Below are 26,126 nucleotides of genomic sequence, written 5' to 3' on the forward strand. Positions count from 1 at the left end.
ACCCCGCGCGGTCCATGCCGTTCCACGGATGCTGAACGCGCGTTCGAGGTGCTGGTTGATGGCGTTCAAGACGGCTGGTCGGTGGTGGATGCCGACGGTTCGGGCTCGCTCGGAGTCGGCGGCAGCCCGGTGAGAAAGGTGCGGATCTCGTCGGCCTCGGGGACCGCGAGGGCAGTGTAAAGACCAAGGGCCTGTTGGGCGTGGTCGTGGGCGAGGTCGATGCGGCCGACGTCGCGGTGGACGTGCGCCAGGCCGTCGTGGGCGCGGGCCTGCTCGGGGCGGTAGCTGAACTCGCTAGCGATGGTCAGCGCGTTGTGGTGTTCGGCCGCCGCCTCGGCAAGGTTGCCCATGGACCGGGTGGCCTCCGCCAGGGCGTTGAGCGACTCGGCCTCGTCTCCGGGGAAGTCGAACCTGCGGCTCAGGTCGAGGGCCTGGCGGTGATGGTGCCGGGCCTCGTCGTAGCGGCCTTGCCGTTGGTACAGCAGCCCGATGTTGTTCAGCACGACGGTTTCGCCGATGCGGGACCCCGTCTCGCGGTACGCGATCAGCGATTGCCGGTGGTGCTCGTGGGCGTCCTCGTAACGTCCTTGTCGTTCGTGGACGATGCCGAGGTCGGTCAGGCATCTGGCTTCGCCACCGCGATCGCCGAGCTCCCGGAAGAGCACGAGCGACTGCGCGCACTGGTCGTGGGCCCGGTCGTATTCCCGCCGCCGCGTGGAGATGGTGCCGAGGGCCGCCAGTGCGCTGGCCGCGAGGCCCTGGTCGCCGATCTCGCGCGCGAGGTCCAGGGCGTGCCGGAAGTGCTCGGCCGCTTGCTCGTAGTCGCCGTGCCACCAGAAGTACACCTGACCGCCGTCGATGAGCGTACGGGCTTCGGCGGCTGTGTCGCCGCTCCGGCGGGCGGCTCGCAGCGCCAGGCCGTTGAGGGCCAGGGCGTCGGCCTGGTGGGCGTGGCCCAGCAGGTAGCGGTGCAAGGTGGCGGCCAGTTGGCCGACGTGCGGGAGCCAGTCGTGCTCGGCCGCGTACTGGGCGGACGCCATGAGGTTCGCGCGTTCGCCGTCCAGCCAGGTGATCGCCTCGGCCTCGTCCCGCGGGGGCCAGGCCGGGGTGTCCGGCGCGGGGATTCGCGGCCTGCGGTTCCTGCCCTCGGGGTAGAGGTGGTCGATGGCCGCGCACGCCGTGTGGAGATAGTGGTGGAACAGCCGGTCGAGGGCCTCGCGCTGGGCGCCCGGCGGTTCCTGGAGGGCCGCGGTGGCGAGAGCGTGTTCGCGCAGCAGATCGTGGAAGGTGTAGCGGCCGAGCTGGTGCTGGGTCAGGACGTGGGCGTCCAGGAGGTCTTCCAGGAGCGTCTCGGCCTCCTCCAGCGGGAGGCCGGCCAGCGCGGACGCCGCCTCGGGGCTGATATCGCGTCCTGGCTGGAGCCCCAGGAGCCGGAACATCCGCTGCTGGTCCGCGGTCAGCTGCTCGTAGGACAGCGTGAACGCCGCTGCCACTCCTCGCTCCGAGGTGGCCAGCTCGGAGAGCCTGCGGCGCTGGTCGCGGAGCCGGTCGGCCAGGTAGGCGACGGTCCAGCGCGGGCGATGGTGCAGGCGGGCGGCGGCGATCCGGACGGCCAGCGGCAGGAATCCGCACAGCTGCAGGACGTCGAGGACGGCCAGGGGTTCGGCCGCCGCCCGTTGGCCGACGATCGCCGTGAACAGTTCCAAGGCGTCCGCGGCGGGCAGCACGTCCAGGGACAGGGCATGTGCCCCGTCCAGGTCGGTGAGCCGCCGGCGGCTGGTGATCAGGATGAGGACACGGGAGGAGCCGGGCAGCAACTGGCGTACCTGGTCGGCGCCGAGGGCGTTGACCAGCACGGCCAGCACGCGGCGGCCGGCGAGTTCGGACCGCCACAGCGCGGCGCGGTCGGCGACCGACGCGGGTATCTGCTGGGTGGGCACGCCGAGTTGTCCCAGGAGCATCTCGAGCGCGGCACCGGCGTCGAGCGGCGCCTGTCCGGCGGTGTGCGCCTGCAGGTCGATGAAGAGCTGTCCGTCCGGGAAGTGGTCCGCGAGGCGGTGTCCCGCGTGGACCGCGAGCGTCGTCTTGCCTACCCCGGCCATTCCGTCGATCGCCGAAATCGTCACGACGCCACCGTTGTTGCCCGACCATAGGCGGATCAAGCCGTCCAGCTCGCCCTCGCGTCCGGTGAAGTCCGGGACGTCGTAGGGCAGGAAGTTGATCCCCTGCGGCTTCGCCGGCGCGGTGACCGGTGGCCGTAGACCGGGGGCGTCCTGCAGGATGTCCTGTTCGAGCTTGCCGAATGCGTGGCCGGGGTCCAGTCCCTGCTGATCGGCCAGGGTCGCCCGGAAGGTTCTTGCCACGTCCAGCGCGTCGGTCTGGCGTCCGGCGCGGTGCAGGGCGAGCATCAGCTGGGAGCAGAGCCGTTCCCGCAAGGGGTTGGCGGCCGCGTGGACGGACAGTTCGTCGATCAGGTCTGCGTGACGCCCCCGGGCCAGTTCCAACTCGGCCAGGCGCTCGACGGCGGTCAGCAGTTGGCCGTTGAGACGCACTCTGGCGCTCTGGACGTAATGGGCGGTGATGTCGGCCAGCGGCTCCCCCCGCCACAGCGCCAGCGCAGCACGTATCTGGTCCGCGGCGTCCCCCGGCTCGTCGGAGACGGCCGCTGCTCTGGCGGTCAGGCTGGTGAACTCGTCCAGGTCGAGTTGCCCCGGTTCGGGGGTGATCACGTACCCGGCCGGTCGCGTGGCCAGCATCCCGTCGGCTTCCGAAGCGCGCAGCATCCGTCGGATCGCGGCGACCGTGGTCTGGATCTGTGCGCGGGCGGAATCCGGTGGCAGCGGCCCCCACATCGCGTCGATCAGGCGATCCGTACTGATCGCGACCCCGGAGTGCAGCAACAAGTAGGCGAGTACCGCACGATGACGGGGAGCCAGACCGGGCGCATCCGAACCGGGAGCCACGGCCTCCACCGGGCCGAGGATCGTGAACCGCATGCCGTTACTCCCGGGGTCACCAGTGCGTGCATCGAAGAAGCATCGCGAATGTATCAAGATCAAGCCGCATGGTTACCGGCATGTCACTCCACACCGTTGAACCGGAGATTGCGACCGGTGAAACCGCAGCTCTGTTCACCGCCACGCACCGCGCCCTGGGGGTCATCCCCAACTTGGCCAGGGTGATGGCCAACAGCCCGGCCGTACTGAAGGGGTACTTGGGCGTCGTCACCACGCTGAGCGCGGAGGGAACCCTGCCGGCGGACGTGCGCGAGAGCATCGCGTTGCTCGTGGCGCAGGAGAACGGGTCCGACTACTGCCTGTCCGTGCATGCGTTCCGCGGGACCGTGGTGGCCGGGCTGAGTGCGGCCGAGGCCACCAGCGCACGCCGGGGCAAGGCCGACGCCCCCTGGGCCGCCGCAGTCCTGGAGCTGGCCGCCGCGACGGTTCGCGACCGCGGAACCGTTGCCGACGAGCAGCTGGCCGCGGCCCGGCGCGCCGGCCTGTCCGATGGGCAGATCGTCGAGGTCATCGCCCATGTCTCTCTCAACGTGTTCACCAACTACCTCGCCACGGCAGCCCGTATCGACGTCGACTGGCCGCTCGTGCGCCACACCGACTGGACGAGCGCCCCAAGTACGCGAAATGCCCCGAGTGTCCGACGTACGCCCGACTCGACCACGAAGGCCGTCACCTTGCCCACATCAGCACAAGTCAACCCGCTCCAGCACGTCTCGGCCGCCGAAGCCATCGCCTGGCATCGGGTCGTCGCGGCCTCGACGGCCCACGACCTGCCCGGCGTTCCGGTCCCCGACCCCGGACAGGTCCACGCCCAGCTCACCCAGCCCGCTCTGGGCAGCCGCCGGCTGATGTGGCTGGCCACCGGCACGGACGGGCTCCCCATCGGAGTCGCCGCCCTGAGGGTGTTCACCTCCGCGGGCCAGGAGCACCTGGCCGAGCTGGAACTCCACGTCGACCCCGCACACCGGCGCCGGGGAACCGGCTCCCTCCTGCTGTCAGCGGTCGTTGCCGCCTGCCGCGCCGAGAGCCGGCGCAGCCTGATCGCCACGGCCGCGGCCGACGGTCCGGGCGAAGCCTTCAGCGGACGACGGGGCTTCCGCCGGGCACTGGCCTTGAGTCACCTCGTGCTGCGCCTCGACGAGACGGACGGGGCCGACCTGCTCCGGATCGCCGATGCCAAGCACCCCGGGTACCGGCTGACCGGCTGGACCGGAACGGTTCCAGACGACCTCGCCGCCGCTTTCGCCGCTGCCAAGAACGCGATGAACGACATGCCCGTCGGCGACCTGGACTACGGGAGTGTGGCGTGGGACGCGGACCGCGTTCGCGCCATGGCCGCGGTGGTCGCCGACCGCGGGGACACCCTGTTGACCGTCGCAGCCGTGCACGACAGCGGCTCCATGGCCGGCTACACCGAGATCCTGATCCCCCGCGGTGCGCCGCCGCGGGTCCAGCAGTACGACACGGCGGTCGTGCCAGAACACCGGGGCCACGGGCTCGGGTTGTGGGTCAAGGCCACCATGGCGAACCGGCTGCGCGCCGAGTACCCCGCCGTCGTCGAGATCGAGACGGACAACGCCGACGACAACGTCCACATGCTGGCGGTCAACCACCGCCTGGGGTTCCGCTCCTACCGGCGCACGTGCGAGCTCCAGCTCGACGTGCCCGCGACCTGATCCGTGACCACCGCCACATCCACCCCCGCCCAAGCCTCACCCCACCTCCGACTCGAGGAAACGAGAAGCGAGAAGCACGTGCGAAGGCTCATCTGCTACATATCCGCCGCTCTGGACCGCCCCATCGCAAGGGCCGGAGCCCACGCGACCCATGACCCGGACCTGAAGGCCGGGCCCACCAGCCCGTACGCCTACCTGACGCAGTACGTCGCCTCCCGCACGCCCATCAGCTCCGATCCTGCGGTGACCGTCGTCCAAGACCCGGTCGGCGGGCGGGCGTTCGACACCGGTTTCCCCCTCACTCACTTCGCGAAGGCGCTGTCATGAACGTCTCCTCCTCCACCCTCTCCCTGACCGTCGCCGACGTGGACGCCTCCCGCGCGTTCCTGTGCACCCACCTCGGCTACGAAGTGGCCATGGCAGACGACGGCTTCGTGTCCCCGAGGCGCGAAGACGCCGCCATAGACGTCGTCCTGCCCCGCGGAGGTACGGACGTCCTCCCGCCCGAGCAGCGCGACCAGCGGGCGGCCGGTCTGATCCCTCACCATCTCCCCGAACGCCGCCATGGCCGGCTTGGCGGCCCCCAGCCGCGGCAGCACCGAACTCAGCACCTGGACGGTCACGATGGAGGCCGGCGCCACCGGCCCGAGCACTCCATCAGCCGGGCGCAGGTCTGGACGGTCACCGCGGGCACGCTGGAGGTGACCTGCCGCGGTCGTACGGTGAAGGTCGCGGCCGGCCGGACCCTGATCCTGCCGGCGGGCCGTCTCCGCCGGATCCGCTCCCTGGAACGGGCCGAGGCACAAGTCTCGATGCCCGCCGACGGAGTCGCCTCCGTTCCCGGCACAGAGGGCACCCTGAACTGCCCTGGGCGCGGTGATTCAAGAGACACAATTGATCATTCCCACTGCCCTTCGCCCGTCTCGAGTGGAGGGTGAAGGCAGCACGATTCGCCAGACTACGGAATACAGGAGATTCAAGAAGTGCGTGTGCTGTTGTCTACATACGGGTCGCGTGGGGACGTCGAGCCGCTGGTGGGGCTCGCGGTGCGGTTGCGGGAACTCGGCGCGGAGGTGCGGGTGTGCGCGCCGCCGGACGAGGACTTCGCGGAGCGGCTGGCCGGGATAGGCGTGTCCGTGGTGGGCGTCGGCCAGTCGGCGCGCGCGCTGACGACCGCGGCCCCGGCGCCGTCGAAGGCCAATCTGCCGCAGCGCGCGGCGGAGTTGATTGCCAGTCAGTTCAAGGTGATCCCCGCCGTGGCAGAGGGTTGCGATCTACTGGTGGCCACGGGCGCGATGCCGGCCATCGCCGGAGCGCGGTCGGTGGCCGAGAAGCTGGGCATCCGCTACGTGTCCGTGACCTTCCAGCAGCTGACGCTGCCGTCGCCGCAGCGCCCGCCGCTGGCCTACCCGGGGCGGCCGTTCCCACCGGAGGTGACCGACAACCGGGCACTGTGGGAGCTGGACGCCCGGAGCATCGACGCGCTGTTCGGTGAGGCGCTCAACACCAACCGGGCGTCGATCGGCCTGCCCCCGGTGGACCACGTCCGCGACTACGCCTTCGGCGAAGGGCCGTGGCTGGCGACGGACCCGGTGCTGGACCCTTGGCTGGAGACGCCGGACCTCGACGTCGTACAGACAGGCGCGTGGGTACTGCCCGACGAGCGGCCGCTCCCGGAGGACTTGGTGACCTTCCTCGAGGCCGGCGCGCCGCCCGTGTACGTGGGCTTCGGCAGCATGGCCGTACGCGGAGGCGAGGAGGCCGCCCGGGTGGCCATCGAGGCGGTCCGCGCGCAGGGCCGCCGGGTCCTCGTGGGGCGGGGCTGGGCGGAACTGGGCCTCATCGACGACCGGGACGACTGCTTCACCGTCGGCGAGGTCAACCACCAGCAGCTGTTCGGACGAGTGGCTGCCGTCGTGCACCACGGCGGCGCGGGTACGACGACGACGGCCGCTCGGGCCGGCGCTCCGCAGGTGGTGGTGCCCCAGCTGGCGGACCAGCCGTACTGGGCCGCCCGGGTGGCCGAACTGGGCATCGGCGTGGCCCACGACGGCCCGGTTCCGACCGCCCAGTCCCTGTCGGCCGCGCTCAGGACGGCCCTGGCCCCGGACACCGTCGGCCGGGCCAAGGCCGTGGCCGACACGGTCCGCGCCGACGGTGCGACGCGGGCGGCGAAGCTGCTCCTCGACACTGTCGGCTGAGCTAGTGCCGCGTCAGGCAACCACCGCGCGGCAACCACCACCCGACACGAACCGGCCCAAGGGGCCGGGGGCACGACCCGGAAGACCGGGTCCTGCCGCACGATTGCCGGCGGAGACCGGCATCCACAGAAATGAGAAGGACGACATGCGTGTGCTGTTGATGGCGTACGGATCCCGCGGCGACATCGCGCCGCTGGCGGGACTGGCGGCTGAGCTGCGGAGTCTCGGCGCGGAGGTCCGCGTGTGCGCGCCGCCGGACGAGGAGTTCGCGGAGCTGCTGGCCGGTGCAGGCGCCGAACTGGTGCCCTTCGGGCGGGACGTGCGCGCGCTGCGGACGGGAGCGCCGCCGTCGGACGCGGCCGCGTTCGCGGCCGAGCTCGTCGCCGAGCACTTCGACACGGTCGGCAAAGCGGCCGAAGACTGTGACGTGCTGGTGGCGAGCGGTCTGATGCCGGCCGGGGCCCGGTCGGTGGCCGAGAAGCTGGGCATCCGCTACGTATACGCGGGCTTCCACCCGTTCGAGATGCCCTCCGCCCACTACCTGCCGTCGCCGCGGCCCGGCCCGCCGGCTCCGCCCGGCATGACCGACAACCAGGCCCTGTGGGACCTGGACGCCCAGAAGGTCGACGCCCTCTACCTCCAGCCCCTCAACGCCCACCGCGCGGCGATCGGCCTCGCCCCGGTGGACAACGTCCGCGACCACGTGTTCACCGAACAGCCGTGGCTGGCGGTGGACCCGGTCCTGGGCCCCTGGCAGCAGCTGACGAACCTCGACGTCATACAGACCGGCGCGTGGATGCTGCCCGACGAACGCCCCCTGCCCGCCGATCTGGAGGCGTTCCTGGACGCCGGCACCCCACCGGTGTACGTCGGCTTCGGCAGCATGCCCATGGGAACGGCCTCCGACATCGCCCGGACAACGGTCGAAGCGGCCCGCGCGCAGGGCCACCGCGTGCTCGTCTCCCGCGGCTGGGCCGACCTGGGCCTGGTGGACGACTCGGACGACTGCTTCGCCGTCGGCGACGTCAACCACCAGTCCCTGTTCCGCCGGGTCGCGGCCGTCGTCCACCACGGCGGTGCGGGCACCACGACCACCGCGGCCCGGGCCGGTGCACCCCAGGTGGTGGTACCCCAGTTCGTGGACCAGCCGCACTGGGCCGCCCGCGTGGCCGAACTGGGCATCGGCGCGGCCCACGACGGCCCGACCCCGACCTTCGAATCCCTGTCCGCCGCACTCGGGGCGGCCCTGACCCCGGAGACCGGCGCACGGGCGAAGGCCGTCGCCGCCACGATCCGCACCGACGGCACGGCGGTGGCCGCGAAGCTGATCCTCGACACGGGGCACACCGCGCCGATGACCCGCGAACAGATCTCCGCGATCGCCCACTGCGACCACCCGATCAAATCTCCGCTCGCCGACGAGTCGGTCAGTCGGCTGCTCGAACACGGCCTCCCGCGAGGCGACGAGCGCGTGCTCGACCTCGGATGCGGCACGGCGGAGTGGCTCCTGCGCGCCCTGGCGGAGCGCCCGCACCTGCACGCCGAGGGCGTCGACGTCTCCGAAATCTCCCTGAGGAAGGCCCGCCAGGCAGCGAGCGAACTCGGAGTCGGAGAGCGGCTGGTACTCCACCAGCAGGAGGCCGCGGACTTCGGCTCTCCTCAGCCGTTCGACCTGGTGATCAGCGTCGGCGCCGCGCACGCATTCGGCGGTCTCCTCCCCACCCTAGCGGCGGCACGCAAGCACCTGGCTCCGGGCGGCCGCGTTCTGATCGGCGAGTCGTTCTGGGACCGCGCCCCTTCACCAGAGGCAGTCGAGATGTTCGGTGACCTCGCCGACCTGGCGACCACGGTGGACAGCGTCGTCGCCGACGGATGGACCCCCGTCCACGGCCATGCCAGCACCCGCGGCGAGCTGGACGCCTACGAGTGGGCCTGCTGGGGCTCGCTGGCCGCATGGGCTCTGGACCACCCTGCCGATCCGGCCGCCGCACAGGTACTGGAGACGGCCAACGCCGCGCGTTCGGATTGGCTGCACGGGTACCGGGACAGCTTCGGCTTCCTCTGCTTGGTCCTGCGTCAGACATCGGATCTGACCTCATAGGGCTGCTGCCCGCCAACCCGCTCTTCAGGCCCGGACACCCAGGGCCGACCGACCCGATGGCCGACGCCCAAGCGCGGCGGCCGGAAAGTGACAACACGGATGCAACCGACCTTCGTACTCGTGCACGGAGCCTTCGCGAACTCCTTCTCCTTCGCACCCCTCCAAGCCGAACTCGGCCTCCTCGGGCACCGTTCGGTCGCCGTCGACCTGCCCGGCCACGGGTTCCAGGCCACCTTCACCCGCGCCTACCAGTCCCCGCAGGACCCCGAGGGGCTGGCCACCGCGCCCGGCTCGATCAAGGGCGTCACGCTCGCCGACAACGTCGCGCACCTCATCGGGGTCCTCGAACGGGCCAAGCGGAACGGCCCCGTGATCCTCGTCGCCCACAGCCGGGGCGGCATCACGGTCACGGCCGCGGCCAACGCACGCCCGGATCTGATCGACCGCCTGGTCTACGTCTCGGCCTGGTGCCCGGTCCACCTCGACGTCAGCGACTACTACGCCGAGCCGGAAATGGCCACGGTCGACCCCGCCGCCTTCGCTTCGGCGCTCGCCGGAAACCCCGCCGACCTCGGCCTGCTCCGTGTCAACTTCCGCACCGCGAATCCGGACGCGCTCGCGGCGTTCAAGGCGGCCTTCCTCGCCGACGGCACCGACGAGCAGTTCCACACCTTCCTGAACACCTTCCAGCCCGACGAGAACCTCGACGTCGGCGGCTCCGCCGACCGGGCCCAGGCCGCGACCTGGGGCCGCATCCCCAAGACCTACATCCGCCTGGCCGATGACACGAGCCTGCCTCCTGCCCTTCAGGACCGGCTGATCCGCGAGGGCAACGAGCTGACGCCCGACAACCCGTACGACGTCCGCACACTGGCGGGCAGCCATCTGCAGTGGCTGGTCTCCCCCGCGCCGAGCGCCCGCGCCCTGGGCGAACTCGCCACGCTCCCGGGCCCGTCCGCTCAAACGTCGTTCGCCGCCGAGTGACCCGGCTAGTAGCGCTTGGTCAGGTTGGTGTTGGTGTGGGTATGTCGCGGTGACAGGTGGGGCAGGCGCCGGCCCAGGTGGCGAGGAGGGTCTGCAGTTCGCGGACGACCCGGTAGAGGGTCAGGCCGGCGCCGTTTCTTTTGGGGCTCTGGCCAGTCGCTGGAGGGTGCAGAAGGCGTGGGCTGCGGAGACGAGGGTGACGTGGTGGTGCCAGCCGGCCCAGGTGCGGCCCTCGAAGTGGGCCAGGCCCAGGGCCTGTTTCATCTCGCGGTAGTCGTGCTCGATTCGCCAGCGGAGCTTCGCCAGCCGCACGAGTGCGGTCAGCGGTGTGTCCGCGGGCAGGTTCGAGAACCAGAACTGGATCGGCTCTGCATGATCGGCAGGCCACTCGGCCAGCAGCCAGCACGCGGGCAGTTCCGGCCCCTCGATGGCTTTGCGGACCTCTCGGCCGGCGGGCCGGATCCGCAGGGCAACGAATCGCGAGTACATCCGCTTGAAGCCGCTGCGGCCCGTGCCGGGACGGGAACCCTCGCGCCATTGCACCGGCCTGGCCGCCCGCTTCCCGGCCTCGATGACCAGGTTCTTCACACTCCGGGCCGGTTCGGGATACCTCGCCGCCGGCCTGCGTCCCGTGCCGCGGTAGGGCGGAGTGCAGGGCACCGTGTCGCCGGGCTGGGCGGTCACGGTGGTGGAGATGCCCACCACGTAGTGCATCCCGCGTTCCTCCAGGCCGATGCGGAAGGCAGCGGTGTCCCCGTATCCGCCGTCGGCGATCGCGAGGGGGACGTCCAGGCCCCACGACCGTGTCTCGTCGACCATGTCCAGGGCCAGCTGCCACTTCTCGACGTGGCCCAAGCCTTCGGGGATGCCGCACTTCGCCCGGCGGGCCGCCTTCGCGGGATCGGCCTTCGGCGAGGCGGGGTCCCAGGTCTCCGGGAGGAACAGTCGCCAGTCGACCGCCGCCGAGGCATGGTCGCCGGCAACGTGGAGCGAGACCCCTGCCTGGCAGTTGGTGACCTTGCCCGCGGTCCCGGTGTACTGCCGCGTCACACAAGCCGAGGCATCGCCGTCTTTTAGGAACCCGGTGTCGTCGATGATCAGCGCGGTCGGTTTGATCGCCGCCTGCATCATCCACGCGAGGCGGGCCCGCACGTGGGCCGGGTTCCATGGGCTGGACGTGATGAAGTGTGCCAGGGCCTGCCGGTTCCCGTCCTCCCCGAGCCGGGCGGCCATCGGCTCGACGGACTTGCGTCCGCCGTCTGTCAGCAGCCCGCGCAGGTAGACCGACCCCCACCGACGCTGATCCGCCCGTGCGAACGGTTCGAACACCTCCGCCGCGAAGTCCTCCAGATCACACCGGACAGCAGCCAACTCCTCAGGCATCACACCCGATCAACGGAACAACCGATCATCCGGACACGCCACCAACGACTGAACCTGACCAAGCCCTACTAGTGCTGTGACCGGAAAGGTTCACCGGGTCGCGGCGCCCGGCACGGCACCTCGCCGCGTTGTCGGACCACGCAAGTACGTCCAGTACGAGACGTGGCCCTCCGCCTTGCGATGCACCGCACCGGACACCGCAACCCGGCAAACCTTTCCGGCCACAGCACTAGGCGATTGATCGCCGAGCATCATCTCCTGTGTTGAGGAGCCGGGCGCACTGGCCGAAGTGGCCGGCCTCGCCCGGGACTGGTTCACGCGGCACCTGACGACCGGGGGCCGACGGATCGATCCGCGGTCATCGCAGCTGGCGGCGGACCAGGTCGTGGAACAAGCCGGCCGCGTCGGCGAGCAGCGCGGCAGGTGGGCCCTGCTGGACGACGCGGCCGTCCGACATCACGATCACCCGGTCGGCGTCCATGATCGTGGACAGCCGGTGGGCGATCACGATACGGGTGGCGCGCAGGGAGCGGGTGGATTCGATGACCACGCGCTGGGCCTCGTTGTCCAGCGCGCTGGTGGCCTCGTCGAAGAACAGGATGCGCGGCTTGCTGGTGAGCGCCTGGGCGATCACCAGCCGCTGGCGCTGTCCGCCCGACACCGTGCCGCCGCCGTCGTGCAGCACGCTGCCCGAGACCGGCTTGTCGGAGCCGATCAGCAGGCGCAGGAGGGTGGATTTGCCGCAGCCGCTGGCACCGACGATCGCGACGAACTCCCCCTGGCGGATTTGGAAGCTGACGTCGTCCAGGACCAGCGGGCCGTCGTCGCTGTAGCGGTAGGACAGGTTCTCGGCCTCGATGGCGCCGGTCAGCTCGCCCGGCCGGGTGCTGGAGCCCGCCACCTCGGGGACCTCCCGCAGGAGCGGCTTGACCTGCTCGAACATCGGCAGCACCGCGGCAGCCGAGATGAGCGCGCCGGTCAGCTGCGTGACCGAGGACAGCAGCATCGTCAGGGCGGTGCTGAAGGTGAGGAACTCGGCGGCGGACAGGGCGCCACGGGCCGGTCCGGCCAGTAGTACGAACATCACCAGCGTGCACAGCGGAAGGTAGACCGCGCCCAGCACCGTGATGACGTTCTGTATCCGGCCGATGCGCTGCTGGAGCTCGCGGGTACGGGCGAACTCCCGCGCCCAGGCTGCGTAGGCGAAGCTCTCGGCCGCGGCGACGCGCAGCTTGGGCAGCCCGCGCAGGGTCTGGAAGGCCTGGTTGTTGAGCCGGTTGCCGAGCTTGATCAGCCGTCGCTGGTAGCGCAGCTGCCACAGCCCCAGGCCCAGGAAGACCGTCGCGATGACGGCCAGCATGGCGAGGGCGGCCATCGCCAGCGGCACGCTGCAGACGAGCAGCAGCACGAGGTTCATCGTGCCCACCGCGCCCGCCTGTGCGCAGACCGAGCCGATGCCGGACAGCACGCGGCGGATGGCGCTGATGCCCATGGCCGCACCGGCCAGTTCGCCGGTGGAGCGGCCAGTCCCACACCGCAGGCTGCAGGGTGGCCTCGATGCCGCCTTCCATGCGCAGGATGGAGATGTTCTGCAGCAGCATGAAGGTGGCCGAGACGACGGCGGTCGCGACGGGCGCGACGGGCGTCTGCACGATGAGGCCGTTCTCGGCATCGGGTACGTACTGGCCGAGCACCCGGCTGGTGGCGATGGGCACCAGAGCGCCCAGGACCACCGCCACCAGCCCGCCCAGGACGAGGCCGCGCAGCTCGGGGAGGGTACCGCGGACGCTGAAGCGGAGCAGGCTGCGGCGGGCGATACGGAAAGCTGCCTTCGACGCGCCCGTTCCCTTCGATCCGGGGGCGGATCCGGCCGCAAACCTTTCCCTGAAAGAGATACGGGCGCACACGGAGGGTGAGACCTGGGCCCTTCGGCGGTGACCCGCCCCACAGGACCCAGGTCACATACGAACCGGGATAGTAGTCCTCAAGCGGCCCCTACCAGCCCCCTCACACCGCCTCCCACCTGCCCCGATACCGAACCGGCCACCGGGGGGACCGTTCCGGCCCGCCTGCGAAGACCACTAGTAGAGGGGTCGTTGCCAGGGCCCGCGAAGCCCCCGTAGAACTGGATGAGTCGCAGGGCGGACGGAGATCCCCCCGGGTTCACCCCCGGTCTCCCGCTCCCCCCGACGAACCCCTCTCCTTCGCGTGAGTGGCTCACGCATGTCTTCGGCATGCCTGCGACCGTCCCTGTCCCCCTCGGAAGGTCAATCCGTGTCCAACGCCGTCATCCGCCGCATCGCCGCTTCGAAGAAGACCCTCGCGGGTACCGTCCTCGCCCTGGGCGTCGCCGGTTCCATGCTGGCCGCGGTTCCCGCGCAGGCCGCCCCGATGAGCGCCAAGGCGATCGCCCAGCAGATGATCAAGGACCCGGCCCAGTTCGCTGCGTTCAACAACATCGTTTCCCGCGAGAGCGGCTGGGACCACACCGCCACGAACTCCTCTTCCGGCGCGTACGGCCTGGTCCAGGCCCTGCCGGCCTCGAAGATGGCCTCGGCGGGCTCGGACTGGAAGACCAACCCGGCCACCCAGATCAAGTGGGGCCTGGACTACATGAACTCCCGCTACGGCAGCCCCGTCGGCGCCTGGAGCTTCTGGCAGAACCACCACTGGTACTAAGCCACCAGCGGCAGCACGCGCACGAAAACGCTCGGCCGGGGCTTCCCAGCCGAGCGTCTTCCGCCGATCCCACCCACAACGGCCGTTCTGGCACCGAACCCCGTCGCGCACCGAGCCTTCCTCGGCACCGACGCCTCCTGGAAAACGGTCCCGGCCTCTGCCTGGTGGGCCGCCTCGTTGACGCGGCCCACCGCGTCTTGACCACGGCGCCGTCGGCGCCACCCGCGTTCCCCGGTCGCGGCCGTACGCGCCGCCCGTCCTCCGAGGGCATTCGATATGCCCCAATCTGTCCCGCATCCCCTCGGAGTGACGGGGAGTGACCCCCGTCACTTCCAGTGACGGATGGGACATAGCTTCCATGGACCGGGGCAAGCGGGAACAAGCAACACCACTGCGGGTAAGCCGCGGTGCCGAAATCGGAGGTACACGAGTCGTGTCCGAGCAGACGACCATCCACATCGCAGGGACCTGGCGTTCCGCGGTATCAGGAGCCACCCGAGAGGTCCTCGACCCGGCGGACGCCACGGTCCTCGCCGTCGTCGCCGAGGGCGGCATCGCGGACACCGACGCGGCCGTCAGTGCCGCCCGCGCGGCCTTCGACGGCGGGGAGTGGCCCCAGACCCCCGTCCTGGAGCGGGCCGCACTGCTGCGCCGCACCGCCGACCTGCTCCACCGCGACCGCGAACGCCTCGGGCTGCTGGAGTGCCGCGACGCGGGCAAGACCCTGGAAGAGGGCCGCGTGGACGTGGACTGCGTCGCAGACGCCTTCCGCTACTTCGCCGACCTCGTCGCCGGCGAGAGCGCGGGCCGCGTGGTCGACGCCGGCACCCCCGACGTCCACAGCGTCGTCGTCCACGAGCCCGTCGGGGTCTGCGCCCTGATCACCCCGTGGAACTACCCGCTCCTCCAGGCTTCCTGGAAGATCGCCCCTGCCCTCGCCGCGGGCAACACCTTCGTGCTCAAGCCCAGCGAGATCACCCCGCTGTCCACGGTGGCCCTCATCGGCCTGCTGGCGGAGGCCGGACTGCCGGCCGGCGTCGCGAACCTGGTCACCGGAGCCGGCGACCCCGTCGGCGCGCGCCTCGCCGCCCACCCCGACGTCGACCTCGTCTCCTTCACCGGCGGTCTCACGAGCGGTACGAAGGTGATGCGCGCGGCCGCCGACTCCGTCAAGAAGGTCGCCCTCGAACTCGGCGGCAAGAACCCCAACGTCGTCTTCGCCGACGCCTGCGCCACCGAGGAAGGCTTCGACACCGCCGTCGACCAGGCCCTCAACGCCGCCTTCATGCACAGCGGCCAGGTCTGCTCCGCCGGCTCCCGGCTCATCGTCGAGGAGAGCGTCGCCGAGCGCTTCGTCGCCGAACTCGCCCGCCGGGCCGACCTGATCCGCCTCGGCCGCGGCACCGACCCGGCCGTGGAGTGCGGACCGCTGGTGTCCGCCGCCCAGCGCGAACGCACCGAGGAGTACGTGGCCTCCGCCCTCGCCGAGGGAGCCGTCCTCCGCTCCGGCGGCGAACGCCCCGACGGGCCCGGCTACTTCTACCGGCCGACCGTGCTGGACCGCTGCCACCGCGGGATGCGCGTCGTACGGGAGGAGGTCTTCGGGCCGGTCCTGACCGTCGAGACCTTCCGTACCGAGACCGAAGCCGTCGCGCTCGCCAACGACACCGAATACGGCCTCGCCGGCGCGGTGTGGACCTCCGACCCGGGCCGCGGCCGCCGCGTGGCCGGCCGGCTGCGCCACGGCACCGTCTGGATCAACGACTTCCACCCCTACCTCCCGCAGGCGGAGTGGGGCGGCTTCGGCAAGTCCGGCATCGGGCGCGAACTGGGCCCGTCGGGCCTGGCCGAGTACCGCGAGACCAAGCACGTGTACCAGAACCTCGCCCCGCGCCCCGTGCGCTGGTTCGCGGGCTGAAGGAGGAGCAGAGCATGACCACCCCCACGCACAGCCCCACCCACACCCCCACGGAGCAGGAGTACGACTACGTCGTCGTCGGCGGCGGCACCGCCGGCTCCGTGATCGCCTCCCGCCTGACCGAGGACCCGGACGTCACCGTCGCCGTCATCGAGGGCGGCCCCAGCGACGTCGACCGCCCCGAGGTGCTCACCCTGCGCCGCTGGACGGGCCTGCTCGGCGGCGAGCTCGACTACGACTACCCCACCACCGAGCAGCCCCGCGGCAACTCGCACATCCGCCACAGCCGCGCCCGCGTCCTCGGCGGCTGCTCCTCGCACAACACCCTGATCGCCTTCAAGCCGCTCCCGTCCGACTGGGACGAGTGGGCGCAGTCGGGAGCCGAGGGCTGGCACGCGGCCGCCATGGACCCGTACTTCGACAGGCTCCTCAACAACATCGTCCCGGTGGCCGAGAAGGACCGCAACGCCATCGCGCGCGACTTCGTCGACTCCGCGCAGAGCGCCCTGGGCGTCCCGCGCGTCGAGGGCTTCAACCGAAAGCCCTTCCACGAGGGCGCCGGCTTCTTCGACCTTGCCTACCACCCCGAGGACAACAAGCGCTCCTCCGCGTCGGTGGCCTACCTCCACCCCGTCATGGACGAACGCCCCAACCTCACGATCCTCCTGGAGACCTGGGCCCACCGCCTGGAACTCGACGGCACCCGTGCGCGCGGAGTCCACGTACGCGCCTCGGACGGCACGGAATCCCTGGTCACCGCCCGCCGCGAGGTGCTGGTGTGCGCCGGCGCCGTGGACACCCCGCGGCTGCTGCTGCACTCGGGCATCGGCCCGCGCGCGGACCTGGAAGCCCTCGGCATCCCGCCGGTGCACGACCTGCCCGGGGTCGGGGAGAACCTGCTCGACCACCCCGAGTCGGTGATCGTCTGGGAGACCGACGGCCCGATACCGGAGAACTCCGCGATGGACAGCGACGCGGGGCTGTTCGTCCAGCGCGATCCCGACTCCGTGGGGCCCGACCTGATGTTCCACTTCTACCAGGTCCCCTTCACCGACAACCCTGAGCGCATCGGCTACGAACGCCCCGCCCACGGCGTGTCGATGACCCCCAACATCCCCAAGCCGCGCAGCCGCGGCCGCCTCTACCTGACCAGCGCGGACCCCGAGGTGAAACCAGCCCTGGACTTCCGCTACTTCACGGACGAGGACGACTACGACGGCCGGACCCTGGTCGACGGCATCAAGCTCGCGCGGCAGATCGCCGCGACCCAGCCCCTGGCCGGCTGGCTCAAGCGAGAGGTGTGCCCCGGCCCGGAGATCACCGGCGACGAGGAGCTGAGCGCCTACGCCCGCTCCGTCGCGCACACCGTCTACCACCCGGCCGGCACCTGCCGGATGGGCGCCGACGACGACCCCGGGGCCGTCGTGGGCCCGGACCTGAAGATCCGCGGGCTCGAAGGCATCCGCATCGCGGACGCCTCCGTCTTCCCGACGATGCCCGCGGTCAACCCGATGATCGGAGTGCTCATGGTCGGCGAAAAGGCAGCCGAACTGCTTGCCCGGGAAGGCGGTACCCGATGAACACCACCCCCGCCGCGCCCGTCACCGGCCCCGCCGAGTCCCCGGTCTTCTCCGTGGACGGCCTCTGGAAGGTCTTCGGGCCCGACAAGGCCGCCGCGAAGGTACCCGGCTCCGCCGACGCCGACCTGTCCGCCACCGAACTGCGCGAGCGCACCGGTTGCACAGCGGCCGTCCGTGACGTCACCTTCGACGTCCGCAAGGGCGAGGTCTTCGTCGTGATGGGCCTGTCCGGCTCCGGCAAGTCCACCCTCGTACGCTGCCTCACCCGGCTCATCGAGCCCACCGCCGGAAGCCTGTCCATCGACGGCGAGGACGTCCTCGCCATGGACGCCACCCAGCTGCGCGCCCTGCGCCGCCACCGCACGGCCATGGTCTTCCAGCACTTCGGCCTGCTCCCGCACCGCACCGTCCTCGACAACGTGGCGTACGGACTGGAGATCCAGGGCGTCGGACGCGGTGACCGCCGGCACAAGGCCGCCGAACTCGTCGCCAAGGTCGGCCTCGAAGGACTGGAGGACCGGCGCCCCGGCCAGCTCTCGGGCGGCCAGCAGCAGCGCGTCGGTCTCGCCCGCGCCCTCGCCGCCGACCCCGAAGTGCTCCTGTTCGACGAGCCGTTCAGCGCCCTGGACCCCCTCATCCGCCGCGAGATGCAGGAGGAGGTCGCCCGGCTCCACCACGAAGAGGGCCGCACCATGGTCTTCATCACCCACGACCTCGCCGAGGCCCTGCGCCTGGGCGACCGGATCGCGCTGATGCGCGACGGCCGCATCGTGCAGCTCGGCACGCCCGAGGAGATCGTCGGCTCGCCCGCCGACGAGTACGTACGGGACTTCGTCCGCGACGTCCCCCGCGAACAGGTGCTCACCGTCCGCACCGCGATGCGCCCCGCCACTGCCGACGAGGCCGAACAGGGACCCGCGCTCCACCCCGCCACCACCGTGGTCGAGGCCATCCAGGCCGTAGCCCGCAGCGGTGGCTCGGCCCGCGTCGTCGACCGCGGCCGCTGCCTGGGCGTCGTGGACGACGCGGGGCTGCTCGCCGTCGTGGCCGGGCTCCCGGCAACCACCGGACGGGGGGTGGCGGCATGACCTGCCCGGCCCGTCCCACGGCCCCCGTCCCCGATGCCCGGAGGTGGTGCGCATGACCGCGACCCCGACCCACACCCCGCCCGACACCCGCACCGCCGCCCCTTCGGAAGCCCCGCAGTCCTCCGAACGGCCCGCCGGCCCGCGTCCCTCCGGCACCGAGTCCGCTCCGCAGGACCGCCCCCGAGGACCCCTGGCCGCCCTCGCCGCGCGCCGCGGGGTCCTCCTCCCGATGGGCCTCGCCGTCGCCCTGCTGATCCCGCTCGCCGTGGCCTTCCCGGGCGCCGGCAGCTGGCCCGCGGCCCTGGCGGTCGACCTGTCCGGCCCGCTCGGCCGCGCCGGTGACTGGATCATCGACCACCGCGACAGCCACCCGCTGTTCCTCTATTTCTTCGGCCACGTCAGCAACGCCGTCGTGGTGTCCGTCCGCGCCGTGTACGTGCTCCTGCTCGCCGCCGGCTGGACCGGGGTCACCGCCCTGGCCGCCCTGGTCGCCTGGCGCCTCGCCGGCATCCGGCTCGCCCTGACCTGCGCCGCCGCTTTCGCCGCCTGCGGACTTCTCGGCATGTGGGTGCCGACCATGCAGACCCTCGCGCTGATGGTCGTCGCCGTCGCCGCCTCCGTCGTACTCGGCGCCCTGCTGGGCCTCGCCGCGGGGCTCTCCCCGCGCGCCGACCGCGTCCTGCGCCCCGTACTCGACACCATGCAGATCCTGCCCGCCTTCGCGTACCTGCTGCCGATGGTGCTGGTCTTCGGCATCGGCGTGCCCGCCGCCGTCCTCGCCACCGTGGTCTATGCCGCCCCGCCCATGGCCCGGCTCACCGCCCTCGGCCTGCGCGACGCCGACCCGGGCGTCCTGGAAGCCGCGGCCTCGCTCGGCGCCACCGGACGCCAACGCCTGCTGACCGCCCGGCTCCCGCTCGCGCGGCTGCAGCTCCTGCTCGGCGTCAACCAGGCCATCATGACGGGCCTGTCCATGGCCGTCATCGCGTCCGTGATCGGCGCGGGCGGCCTCGGCGACCGCGTCTACCAGGCCCTCGCCTCCGTGGACGTCGGCGCCGCCCTGGCCGCCGGCATCCCGATCGTGCTGCTCGCCGTGGTGCTGGACCGCACCGCCGACGCCGCGGGCCGCCGGATCGGCGCCGCTCCCGTGCACGCCCACGAACAGCACCTGCTCCGCCGGGTGTTCTCCGGCTGGTACGGCCGCCTGCTCACCCTCCTCGCGGCGGTTGCCGCCGCCGTCGCCGGCCGCATCGCCGGCAGCTCCCTGTGGCCCGAGTCCTGGACCGTGTCCCTGGCCGATCCGGTGAACTCGGCCGTCGCCTGGATGACCGACCACCTCTACTCCGGCGTACCCGTGGTCGGCGGCACCGCCGACTGGGCCGCGCGCTTCACAGGCTGGATCCTCGACCCGCTGCGCAGCGGATTGCAGGCCGCCCCCTGGTGGCTGCTCCTGCTCGTGACCGCCGCTCTCGCCCTGCTCGCGGGCACCTGGCGCACCGCGCTCACCGCGGTACTCGCCCTGGGCGCCGTCGGCGTGCTCGGCGTGTGGGAAGCCTCCCTGGACACGCTCGCCCAGGTCCTGGCCGCCGTGGCGGTCACGCTCGTACTGGGCTTCGCGATCGCCGTGGGAGCCGCCCGCAGCGCCCGCGCCGAACGGCTGCTGCGGCCCGTCCTCGACGTGTGCCAGACCCTGCCGCAGTTCGTCTACCTCATCCCCGTGGTCGCGCTGTTCGGCGTCGGCCGCGCACCGGCCGCCGCGGCCGCCGTGGTGTACGCGCTCCCGGCCGTCGTCCGGATCACCGTCCAGGGCCTGCGCGAGGTGGACGCGACCGTCGTGGAATCCGCCCGCTCGCTCGGAGCCACCCGCTCACAGCTACTACGGCAGATCCAACTACCCCTGGCCCGGCCCGCGTTGCTGCTGGCTGTCAATCAGGCCGTGGTACTGGTCCTCGCCGTCGTCATCATCGGCGGCCTGGTCGGCGGCGGCGCGCTCGGCTACGACGTCGTCCTCGGCCTCGCGCAGGGCGACCTGGCCACCGGCCTGGTGGCCGGCGCCGCGATCGTCTGCCTCGGCCTGCTCCTCGACCGCCTCACCCAGCCCGTTAAGGAGGCCTGACATGCGCGACGCATACCACCGGGGCCTCGGCCTCGACCGCCGGCGCGCCGCGGCCGTACTCGCCGCCGCGACCGGACTCGCCGTCCTCACCGGCTGCGGGGCCGCCGACATGACCCGCCAGTCCTCCCCGTACGCCGCCGCACAGGGAACGAAGACCGTCACCCTCTCCGTCCAGTCGTGGGTCGGCGCCCAGGCGAACACCGCCGTCGCCTCCTACCTCCTCGAACACGAGTTGGGCTACCGGGTGGACACCGTCCAGGTCGACGAGGTCCCCGCCTGGGACGCCCTCAGCCAGGGTCGCGTCGACGCGATCCTGGAGGACTGGGGCCACCCCGAACAGGAGAAGCGGTACGTAAAAGACAAGCGGACCATCACCCCCGGCGGGGATCTGGGAGTGACGGGCCACATCGGCTGGTTCGTCCCCACGTATTTCGCCGAGGCCCATCCCGACGTCACCGACTGGAAGAACCTCGACAAGTACGCCGACCAGCTGCGCACCCCCGAGAGCCGCGGGAAAGGCCAGCTGATGGACGGCTCCCCGTCCTACATCACGAACGACAAGGCACTGGTGAAGAACCTGGGCCTGGACTTCGAAGTGGTCTTCGCCGGCTCCGAGGCGGCCCAGATCACCCAGATCAAGCAGCTCGCCAAGGAGCACAAGCCCTTCCTGACGTACTGGTACGAGCCGCAGTGGCTCTTCGAGCGTGTCCCGATGACCGAGGTCAAGCTCCCCCAGTACACCGAGGGCTGCGCGGACGATCCGCAGAAGGTGGCCTGCGCCTACCCGGACACACCGCTGCAGAAGTACCTGAACACGCGCTTCGCGGAGTCGGACGGAAAGGCGGCCGACCTCCTGAAGAGGTTCCACTGGACCAAGGAGCAGCAGAACGAGGTGTCCCTGATGATCGCCGAGGAGAAGCTGTCGCCGCAGCAGGCGGCGAAGAAGTGGGTGGAGCGCAACGAGAACGTGTGGAAGCCCTGGGTGGAGTGACCGACCCGCGCCGGCCGGACGGTGCTGAGGATCCGCGGAGCCGCCCGGCGAGGCCGAGGGCCCCCGACCGCTGCCCGTGGTCCGGCTGCTGGTAGGGGTTCTGATGCCCCGTCGGCCGGTCCTGTCCGTCCTTCGCCATGCCGAAGACTCGGAACATCAGCGAGGGAGGCCTCGCCGGTGGGCCCTGTCGCGTGAGATGTACTCGGGCTCGCTTTTGATCGCTGAGTCGTTCGCCTCGTCGTTCACGGTGCGCCAGCCTATGCGTCTCTCCAGGAGGGGCACCGGTCCTGGACGCACTCGGCTCGCGGACACGGGCATGGGTGATCAGCGTTTTGTCCTGGGACAGTTCCAGCCTGAGTTCGTCACGCAGGAACTTCGCCAGGCGGTGCTTGATCAGCTCGGCCTCGGCTTTCGGTCCGGTGAATCCGAGGAGGTGGTCGTCCGCGTAGCGGATGTAGCGCAGTCTCCGGTGTCCAGGATCGTTCGGATCCGAGCTCGGCAGGCTGACCATCTACTGACGGAGCGTCCGGGCTTCTGCCCGGTCGCCGCGCCGGCGGGCTTTCGCCAGGCGGTTCTGCTACGGGGAGGGCAGGACCTCGTCCCAGCGCGGGACCAGTGCGGGGCTGCGTGACTCGACCAGGGCCAGCCGGCCGGACACTGGCGGCGGGAAGCGGTCTCCGTACAGTTCCACGGCCACGGCGATCTGCGCGCGGGCGAAGGTGGCGGCCGGGCACCTGCGCGGTCCGAGGCCGAACGGCAGGAACCAGTGCGGCCCCGGCGTCGTCTGCCATCGGTGCGGGGTGTACTCCTCGGGCCGGGCCCAGGCCCGCCCGTGCCGGTGGATGAGCCAGGGGCTGACGACGACGAGGTCCCCTGCGGCGAAGGGGAAGGCCCGGCGCGGCTCCACGATCCGCCTGGCGATCATGAAGCTCGGTGGGTACATCCTGAGGACTTCGTCGAGGGCCTGGCGGGTGCACTGCGGGGCGACACCCAGGGCGACGGCGCTCAGGACCGCCGCCGTCGTACTGCCCCAGCCCGCCAGGACCATGGCCCGGAGCTCCTCCGCGATGCGGGGCGTGGTCCAGCCCTGGTCGCGCAGGTGCCGGGTGAAACCGGAGCCCGAGGTCTCGACCAGCGCGTGAACGAAGGACGCGAGGTCGTCCTCGGGGCCACCGGGGCCGTGAGCGGCCGGCCCTGCAGGCCGTTCCAGCCGCGCCCAGCTCGCCCGTACGAGCTCCCGGAGCCGTCCGCCGTCCACCGCACCGGGCCTCTGCCCGGTGAGCTGGGCGAGCAGGGAGGCGGACAAGGCTTCGGTCAGAGGTCCCGGCCCCGGCGGCGACTCCCGCCCGCGGAGCGCTGCCGTGAGATGTTCGGCCAGCAGGTGCCGCTGCCGGGCCTCCTGCCCCATGGCGATGACGAGTCGGCGTTTGACGTCGCGTACCTGGTCGGCGTGCAGGACGCCAACGCCGCCCAGCAGCCGTTGGGAATCCGCGGGCCTCGACTTCTGCCCGGCGGACGAGGTCAGCAGGTCGCGCGCGGTGGGCATGTCTGAGACCAGCCAGCCGCTCTCGCCGCCGAAGGCGCACGGCGATACCAGTCGCGCGGACGCCGTGCCGTGAGTCCTGATCGCCTCGAAGAGCTCAGGCCGCTGCGCCAGCGACAGACCCGGGAAGCGGAGGCCGGGGCTCATGCGGGTCCTACCGCACGCGGGTTGGGTGACCCGCCAGCCTTGAAGCGCAGCAGCGTACGGGTGCTGGGTTGCTTGATGGCGGGGCCGCGGTGCAAGGCTGCGTGGTTGTCGAAGACGAGCACCCGGGAGGGGGCGACCACCGCCTCGTACCAGCGCGTCGCCCCGTCCACCGCGCGCTCCAGCGACTGGCAGGCGAGGGACACGGCGGGCGGACCGCAGTCGATCACTTCGTCCAGCGCGGGGCGGAACCAGCGCGGTACGGCGCCCCGCACCGGAGCGTGGAGCTGGGCCAGCCCGGGGTAGCGCAGGCGCCATGCAACCTCGTGGTTTCGAAGGACTCCCAGCGCCTCAGCTGCACCGGGCCATGCCGCGTCGACCTCGTCCCACGGCAGCACGCCGGTCGCAGGCTCGTGCAGGGCAGGGTCCGCACGCAGTAGGCCGAGGACAGTCCACCGATTGGGCGTGACCCAGGGGGTGCTGTCGGTGTGCCAGTTCTGCTCGTAGCGGTCTGTCCCGCCGGTCGGTACCTCGGAGACCGAGCCGCCGAGCGTGGGGTCGACCGGGTGCCCGACATGCCCGAGCAGGGCGCCGACGGTCGACACCACGGCGAGCGTCCACCGGGGTTCGGAGAAGCTCAGCGTGACGCTCCGCGCGGATCCGGCCAGCGCCGCGCGCAGCGTAGCGGTGAAGTCCGGGTACTGTCCGTCGGCGCGGCGCAGCTCGTCGAGCCGTCCCGAGCAACGGGCGGTCTCCAGCCCCGCCACCAGCTGTGACGGCAACCGTGCGGGCCAATCGTCCAGAGTCCGCGCCCAGCGGGTGGGAACGGGCAGGTCCGGGACGGGCAAAGGCGGCATCTCAGTTCACGGCCCCTTGTCCGAAGTGCCGGGACAGGAGTGCGCGAACCTTTTCGATGCTCTGCGTGCTGGCCTGCTCGGTGACGAACACGTCCAGGTCCTCGTGGTGGGTGACCTCGCCCCAGGCCCCGTCGAACGCCTGTGACATCCCGGTCAGCATGCTGAGCCCGAAGGAGGGATAGGCCGAGTCCATGGCGTGCGCGAGGAAGAACGCGAGGCTCCGCTGACGGGTGGTGTGGGGGTCGCGCTCCCGGTAGTTCTCCAGGCTGAAATTCGGGTGGCAGGCGTCGAGCAGCAGCTTCGGGGCCTTCCAGACGGGCATCACCACGCGGTGCCTGCCGACAGTGCGGACCGGGTAGGAGAGCGGACGACGGCCGTTCATCACCATGAACATGGCCTCGGCCAGCAGGTCCTCGCGGTTGTATCCGAATGCCAGGTCGCGCAGACCCTGCTCGTCGGCGAGTTTCCGCGCCGTGCGCAGGATCAGGAAGGTTCCGAAGAAGTGCAGTGCCTCGTGTGTGAAGGTGTCGCTGAAATCCTTGTAGAGCTCGTCCATCGACGTTCTGACGCCGAGGAGTTCCCCTATCTCGTCGGGTTGCAGTACGCGGTGGTCAATTCCGAGGTCCTGGCACAGCACTCCCGCCCGGACCGCGGCCTCCGGAGAGAATACAGCGCCGAATACCAGGGTGAAGGCTACGAGACGGTCCCGCGGAACGGAGTTGGCCAGCCCGTACGCCAGTGCGTTGCTGTCGCCACCTCCGGATATTCCGAATACGCAGCCGCCGGCGGAAATCGCGTACTTCTCCTCGAATTCGGCCACCTGCGAGGCGACGATGCTCCGGGCCTCGTCCTGCCCCACCACCGCGTGGACTTCGTGTGCCGTTCCGTCCGGCGCCGTGCGCATTGACCGGAAGCCGGTCCCCGCGCCCGGCGGGCCGGCGGGCGCCAGGGGTTCACCGCTCGCGGGCAGCACCGTGGGGAACAGCGTGTTGCGGATGGCCCGCACGAGCAGCCGTTCGGCGTCTTCGGGAAGGTCGTCCAGCCGTGTCGTCAGGGGGACCGGTGTCGTGGTGGCCCCCCTGACGACGTAGGGCTGGAACATGGTCTCGGGGAGACGGTTGGCGGCGAGCAGCTCACCGATCGTCAGGTCCGCCAGCTCCAGGGTGCGGGTGCCGAGTACGTCCTCGATTTGGACAGGCAGGTGTCGCGACACGCATCCGCTCCTTTGTCGGGGTCCGGGGTCAGACCTGGGCGGTGAGCGCGGAGGTGCAGAGGACGAATTCGACGCCCTCCGCGGTCATCCGGTCCATTCCGAGCGATGGCAGTGTGGCGAAGATGACGTCTTCCGCTCTGAGGTCATCCTTGGTTTCCATACGATCAATGATTTCCATGAACATTGATGCCTCCAGGGTTTGGTCGACGGTAAAGTCATCCGTGAGTCGGGGCTCACCGTAGCACCGTATTACGAGGATCATGGCGGGACCTTGAAATCGGCTGGTTCCCATTTCCGCAACCCAGTGGGGCGCATGTTTCACAGGGATATCAGAGTTGCCGGGAGGGGATATTGAGCCCTGCGGAATTCCGGAGGACAGTCGACAGGTTCCCGCGGCAGGAATTCGTCCTCCGCGGAGACCCCCAAGAGTGGCGTTTCGAGCGTCGCGGGACCCTGGACTTCCGCCGACCGCCCGAGCCTGACCTGCGCGAGATCATGGACGCGATCTTGGAGGTCGACCGCGCCGGGATCCAGTGGCGCTGCCTCCCGCACTGGAACACGGTCTACGAATTCTGCGCCAAATGGGCCGACGAGGGCGTGCTCGCTAAGGACGTCACTCGGCCGATCAGTACCGA

The 26,126-nt window shown here is 71.1% G+C and carries 18 protein-coding genes and 4 pseudogenes; 14 read left to right on the plus strand and 8 right to left on the minus strand.

The genetic code is table 11. The features are described from left to right. Window positions 1–65 precede the first annotated feature (65 nt). Window positions 66–2,996, minus strand: coding sequence for an AfsR/SARP family transcriptional regulator (locus OG490_RS00445; RefSeq protein ID WP_330294259.1), 2,931 nt, complete (start codon window positions 2,994–2,996; stop codon window positions 66–68). A gap of 80 nt (window positions 2,997–3,076) precedes the next feature. Between OG490_RS00445 and OG490_RS00450 the strand changes: the two genes are divergently transcribed. From OG490_RS00450 to OG490_RS00480, 7 genes and pseudogenes are all read left to right on the plus strand, one after another. Beyond that, window positions 3,077–4,693 (plus strand): GNAT family N-acetyltransferase, encoded by a 1,617-nt coding sequence (locus OG490_RS00450; protein ID WP_330294260.1) that lies wholly within the window; start codon window positions 3,077–3,079, stop codon window positions 4,691–4,693. 78 nt (window positions 4,694–4,771) lie between these two features. Then, window positions 4,772–5,020 carry a hypothetical protein gene (locus tag OG490_RS00455; protein ID WP_330294261.1) on the plus strand — a complete coding sequence of 83 codons (249 nt, stop codon included), beginning with the start codon at window positions 4,772–4,774 and terminating at the stop codon, window positions 5,018–5,020. Continuing rightward, window positions 5,017–5,631, plus strand: a complete 615-nt coding sequence (locus tag OG490_RS00460) for an AraC family ligand binding domain-containing protein (RefSeq protein WP_330294262.1) — start codon at window positions 5,017–5,019, stop codon at window positions 5,629–5,631. Before OG490_RS00455 ends, OG490_RS00460 begins: the two co-directional genes overlap by 4 nt. A gap of 51 nt (window positions 5,632–5,682) precedes the next feature. Then, entirely contained in the window at window positions 5,683–6,894 is a 1,212-nt protein-coding gene (locus OG490_RS00465) for a glycosyltransferase (RefSeq protein WP_330294263.1), read from the plus strand. Between the two features lie 145 nt (window positions 6,895–7,039). Further along, window positions 7,040–8,230, plus strand: a pseudogene (locus tag OG490_RS00470) (glycosyltransferase); the annotation flags it as partial. A gap of 18 nt (window positions 8,231–8,248) precedes the next feature. Then, complete coding sequence (locus OG490_RS00475; protein ID WP_330300724.1) at window positions 8,249–8,995, plus strand: SAM-dependent methyltransferase; 747 nt, start codon at window positions 8,249–8,251, stop codon at window positions 8,993–8,995. Between the two features lie 99 nt (window positions 8,996–9,094). Beyond that, the gene (locus OG490_RS00480; RefSeq protein ID WP_330294264.1) at window positions 9,095–9,979 is read left to right on the plus strand and encodes an alpha/beta fold hydrolase; all 885 of its coding nucleotides are present in this window, start codon (window positions 9,095–9,097) and stop codon (window positions 9,977–9,979) included. Window positions 9,980–10,099: 120 nt separating this feature from the next. On the opposite strand, the gene OG490_RS00485 is transcribed toward OG490_RS00480, so the two are convergent. After that, window positions 10,100–11,365 carry an IS701 family transposase gene (locus tag OG490_RS00485; protein WP_443065724.1) on the minus strand — a complete coding sequence of 422 codons (1,266 nt, stop codon included), beginning with the start codon at window positions 11,363–11,365 and terminating at the stop codon, window positions 10,100–10,102. A 355-nt stretch (window positions 11,366–11,720) separates the two neighbouring features. Continuing rightward, window positions 11,721–13,164 (minus strand): annotated as a pseudogene (locus OG490_RS00490) (ATP-binding cassette domain-containing protein); the annotation flags it as partial. 421 nt (window positions 13,165–13,585) lie between these two features. Here OG490_RS00490 and OG490_RS00495 point away from each other — a divergent pair. From OG490_RS00495 to OG490_RS00520, 6 genes are all read left to right on the plus strand, one after another. Beyond that, complete coding sequence (locus OG490_RS00495) at window positions 13,586–14,041, plus strand: transglycosylase SLT domain-containing protein (RefSeq protein WP_330294266.1); 456 nt, start codon at window positions 13,586–13,588, stop codon at window positions 14,039–14,041. 433 nt (window positions 14,042–14,474) lie between these two features. Further along, window positions 14,475–15,959, plus strand: a complete 1,485-nt coding sequence (locus tag OG490_RS00500) for an aldehyde dehydrogenase family protein (protein ID WP_330294267.1) — start codon at window positions 14,475–14,477, stop codon at window positions 15,957–15,959. Between the two features lie 14 nt (window positions 15,960–15,973). Then, a complete protein-coding gene (locus OG490_RS00505; protein ID WP_330294268.1) occupies window positions 15,974–17,539 on the plus strand; it encodes a GMC family oxidoreductase in 1,566 nt (521 codons plus the stop codon). Then, a complete protein-coding gene (locus tag OG490_RS00510) occupies window positions 17,536–18,627 on the plus strand; it encodes a quaternary amine ABC transporter ATP-binding protein (protein ID WP_330294269.1) in 1,092 nt (363 codons plus the stop codon). Before OG490_RS00505 ends, OG490_RS00510 begins: the two co-directional genes overlap by 4 nt. 229 nt (window positions 18,628–18,856) lie before the next feature. Continuing rightward, complete coding sequence (locus OG490_RS00515; RefSeq protein WP_443065925.1) at window positions 18,857–20,743, plus strand: ABC transporter permease subunit; 1,887 nt, start codon at window positions 18,857–18,859, stop codon at window positions 20,741–20,743. Window position 20,744: 1 nt separating this feature from the next. Next, on the plus strand, window positions 20,745–21,734 hold the full coding sequence (locus OG490_RS00520; protein ID WP_443065725.1) for an ABC transporter substrate-binding protein: 990 nt from the start codon (window positions 20,745–20,747) through the stop codon (window positions 21,732–21,734). A 306-nt stretch (window positions 21,735–22,040) separates the two neighbouring features. Here OG490_RS00520 and OG490_RS00525 read toward each other — a convergent pair. The 5 genes and pseudogenes from OG490_RS00525 to OG490_RS00545 form a co-directional block, all read right to left on the minus strand. Beyond that, window positions 22,041–22,311, minus strand: a pseudogene (locus OG490_RS00525) (maturase); the annotation flags it as partial. Next, window positions 22,312–23,424, minus strand: a complete 1,113-nt coding sequence (locus OG490_RS00530) for a cytochrome P450 (protein WP_330294271.1) — start codon at window positions 23,422–23,424, stop codon at window positions 22,312–22,314. Beyond that, entirely contained in the window at window positions 23,421–24,278 is an 858-nt protein-coding gene (locus OG490_RS00535) for a hypothetical protein (protein WP_330294272.1), read from the minus strand. Before OG490_RS00535 ends, OG490_RS00530 begins: the two co-directional genes overlap by 4 nt. 1 nt (window position 24,279) lies before the next feature. Continuing rightward, a complete protein-coding gene (locus OG490_RS00540; protein ID WP_330294273.1) occupies window positions 24,280–25,491 on the minus strand; it encodes a hypothetical protein in 1,212 nt (403 codons plus the stop codon). 28 nt (window positions 25,492–25,519) lie between these two features. Continuing rightward, on the minus strand, window positions 25,520–25,651 hold the full coding sequence (locus OG490_RS00545) for a hypothetical protein (protein ID WP_330294274.1): 132 nt from the start codon (window positions 25,649–25,651) through the stop codon (window positions 25,520–25,522). Between the two features lie 191 nt (window positions 25,652–25,842). Between OG490_RS00545 and OG490_RS00550 the strand changes: the two are divergent. Then, a pseudogene (locus tag OG490_RS00550) lies at window positions 25,843–26,085 on the plus strand (transposase); the annotation flags it as partial. Window positions 26,086–26,126 lie beyond the last annotated feature (41 nt).

Origin of the sequence: Streptomyces sp. NBC_00503 (genome assembly GCF_036346895.1) — a bacterium.
Lineage (GTDB): Bacteria > Actinomycetota > Actinomycetes > Streptomycetales > Streptomycetaceae > Streptomyces.

Coding starts and splice junctions, on each gene's coding strand:
- OG490_RS00445 (WP_330294259.1), bottom strand. CDS start 2,996: ATGCGGTTCACGATCCTCGGCCCGGTGGAGGCCGTGGCTCCCGGTTCG.
- OG490_RS00450 (WP_330294260.1), top strand. CDS start 3,077: ATGTCACTCCACACCGTTGAACCGGAGATTGCGACCGGTGAAACCGCA.
- OG490_RS00460 (WP_330294262.1), top strand. CDS start 5,017: ATGAACGTCTCCTCCTCCACCCTCTCCCTGACCGTCGCCGACGTGGAC.
- OG490_RS00475 (WP_330300724.1), top strand. CDS start 8,249: ATGACCCGCGAACAGATCTCCGCGATCGCCCACTGCGACCACCCGATC.
- OG490_RS00480 (WP_330294264.1), top strand. CDS start 9,095: ATGCAACCGACCTTCGTACTCGTGCACGGAGCCTTCGCGAACTCCTTC.
- OG490_RS00495 (WP_330294266.1), top strand. CDS start 13,586: ATGTCTTCGGCATGCCTGCGACCGTCCCTGTCCCCCTCGGAAGGTCAA.
- OG490_RS00505 (WP_330294268.1), top strand. CDS start 15,974: ATGACCACCCCCACGCACAGCCCCACCCACACCCCCACGGAGCAGGAG.
- OG490_RS00510 (WP_330294269.1), top strand. CDS start 17,536: ATGAACACCACCCCCGCCGCGCCCGTCACCGGCCCCGCCGAGTCCCCG.
- OG490_RS00515 (WP_443065925.1), top strand. CDS start 18,857: ATGGGCCTCGCCGTCGCCCTGCTGATCCCGCTCGCCGTGGCCTTCCCG.
- OG490_RS00520 (WP_443065725.1), top strand. CDS start 20,745: ATGCGCGACGCATACCACCGGGGCCTCGGCCTCGACCGCCGGCGCGCC.
- OG490_RS00530 (WP_330294271.1), bottom strand. CDS start 23,424: ATGAGCCCCGGCCTCCGCTTCCCGGGTCTGTCGCTGGCGCAGCGGCCT.
- OG490_RS00535 (WP_330294272.1), bottom strand. CDS start 24,278: ATGCCGCCTTTGCCCGTCCCGGACCTGCCCGTTCCCACCCGCTGGGCG.
- OG490_RS00545 (WP_330294274.1), bottom strand. CDS start 25,651: ATGGAAACCAAGGATGACCTCAGAGCGGAAGACGTCATCTTCGCCACA.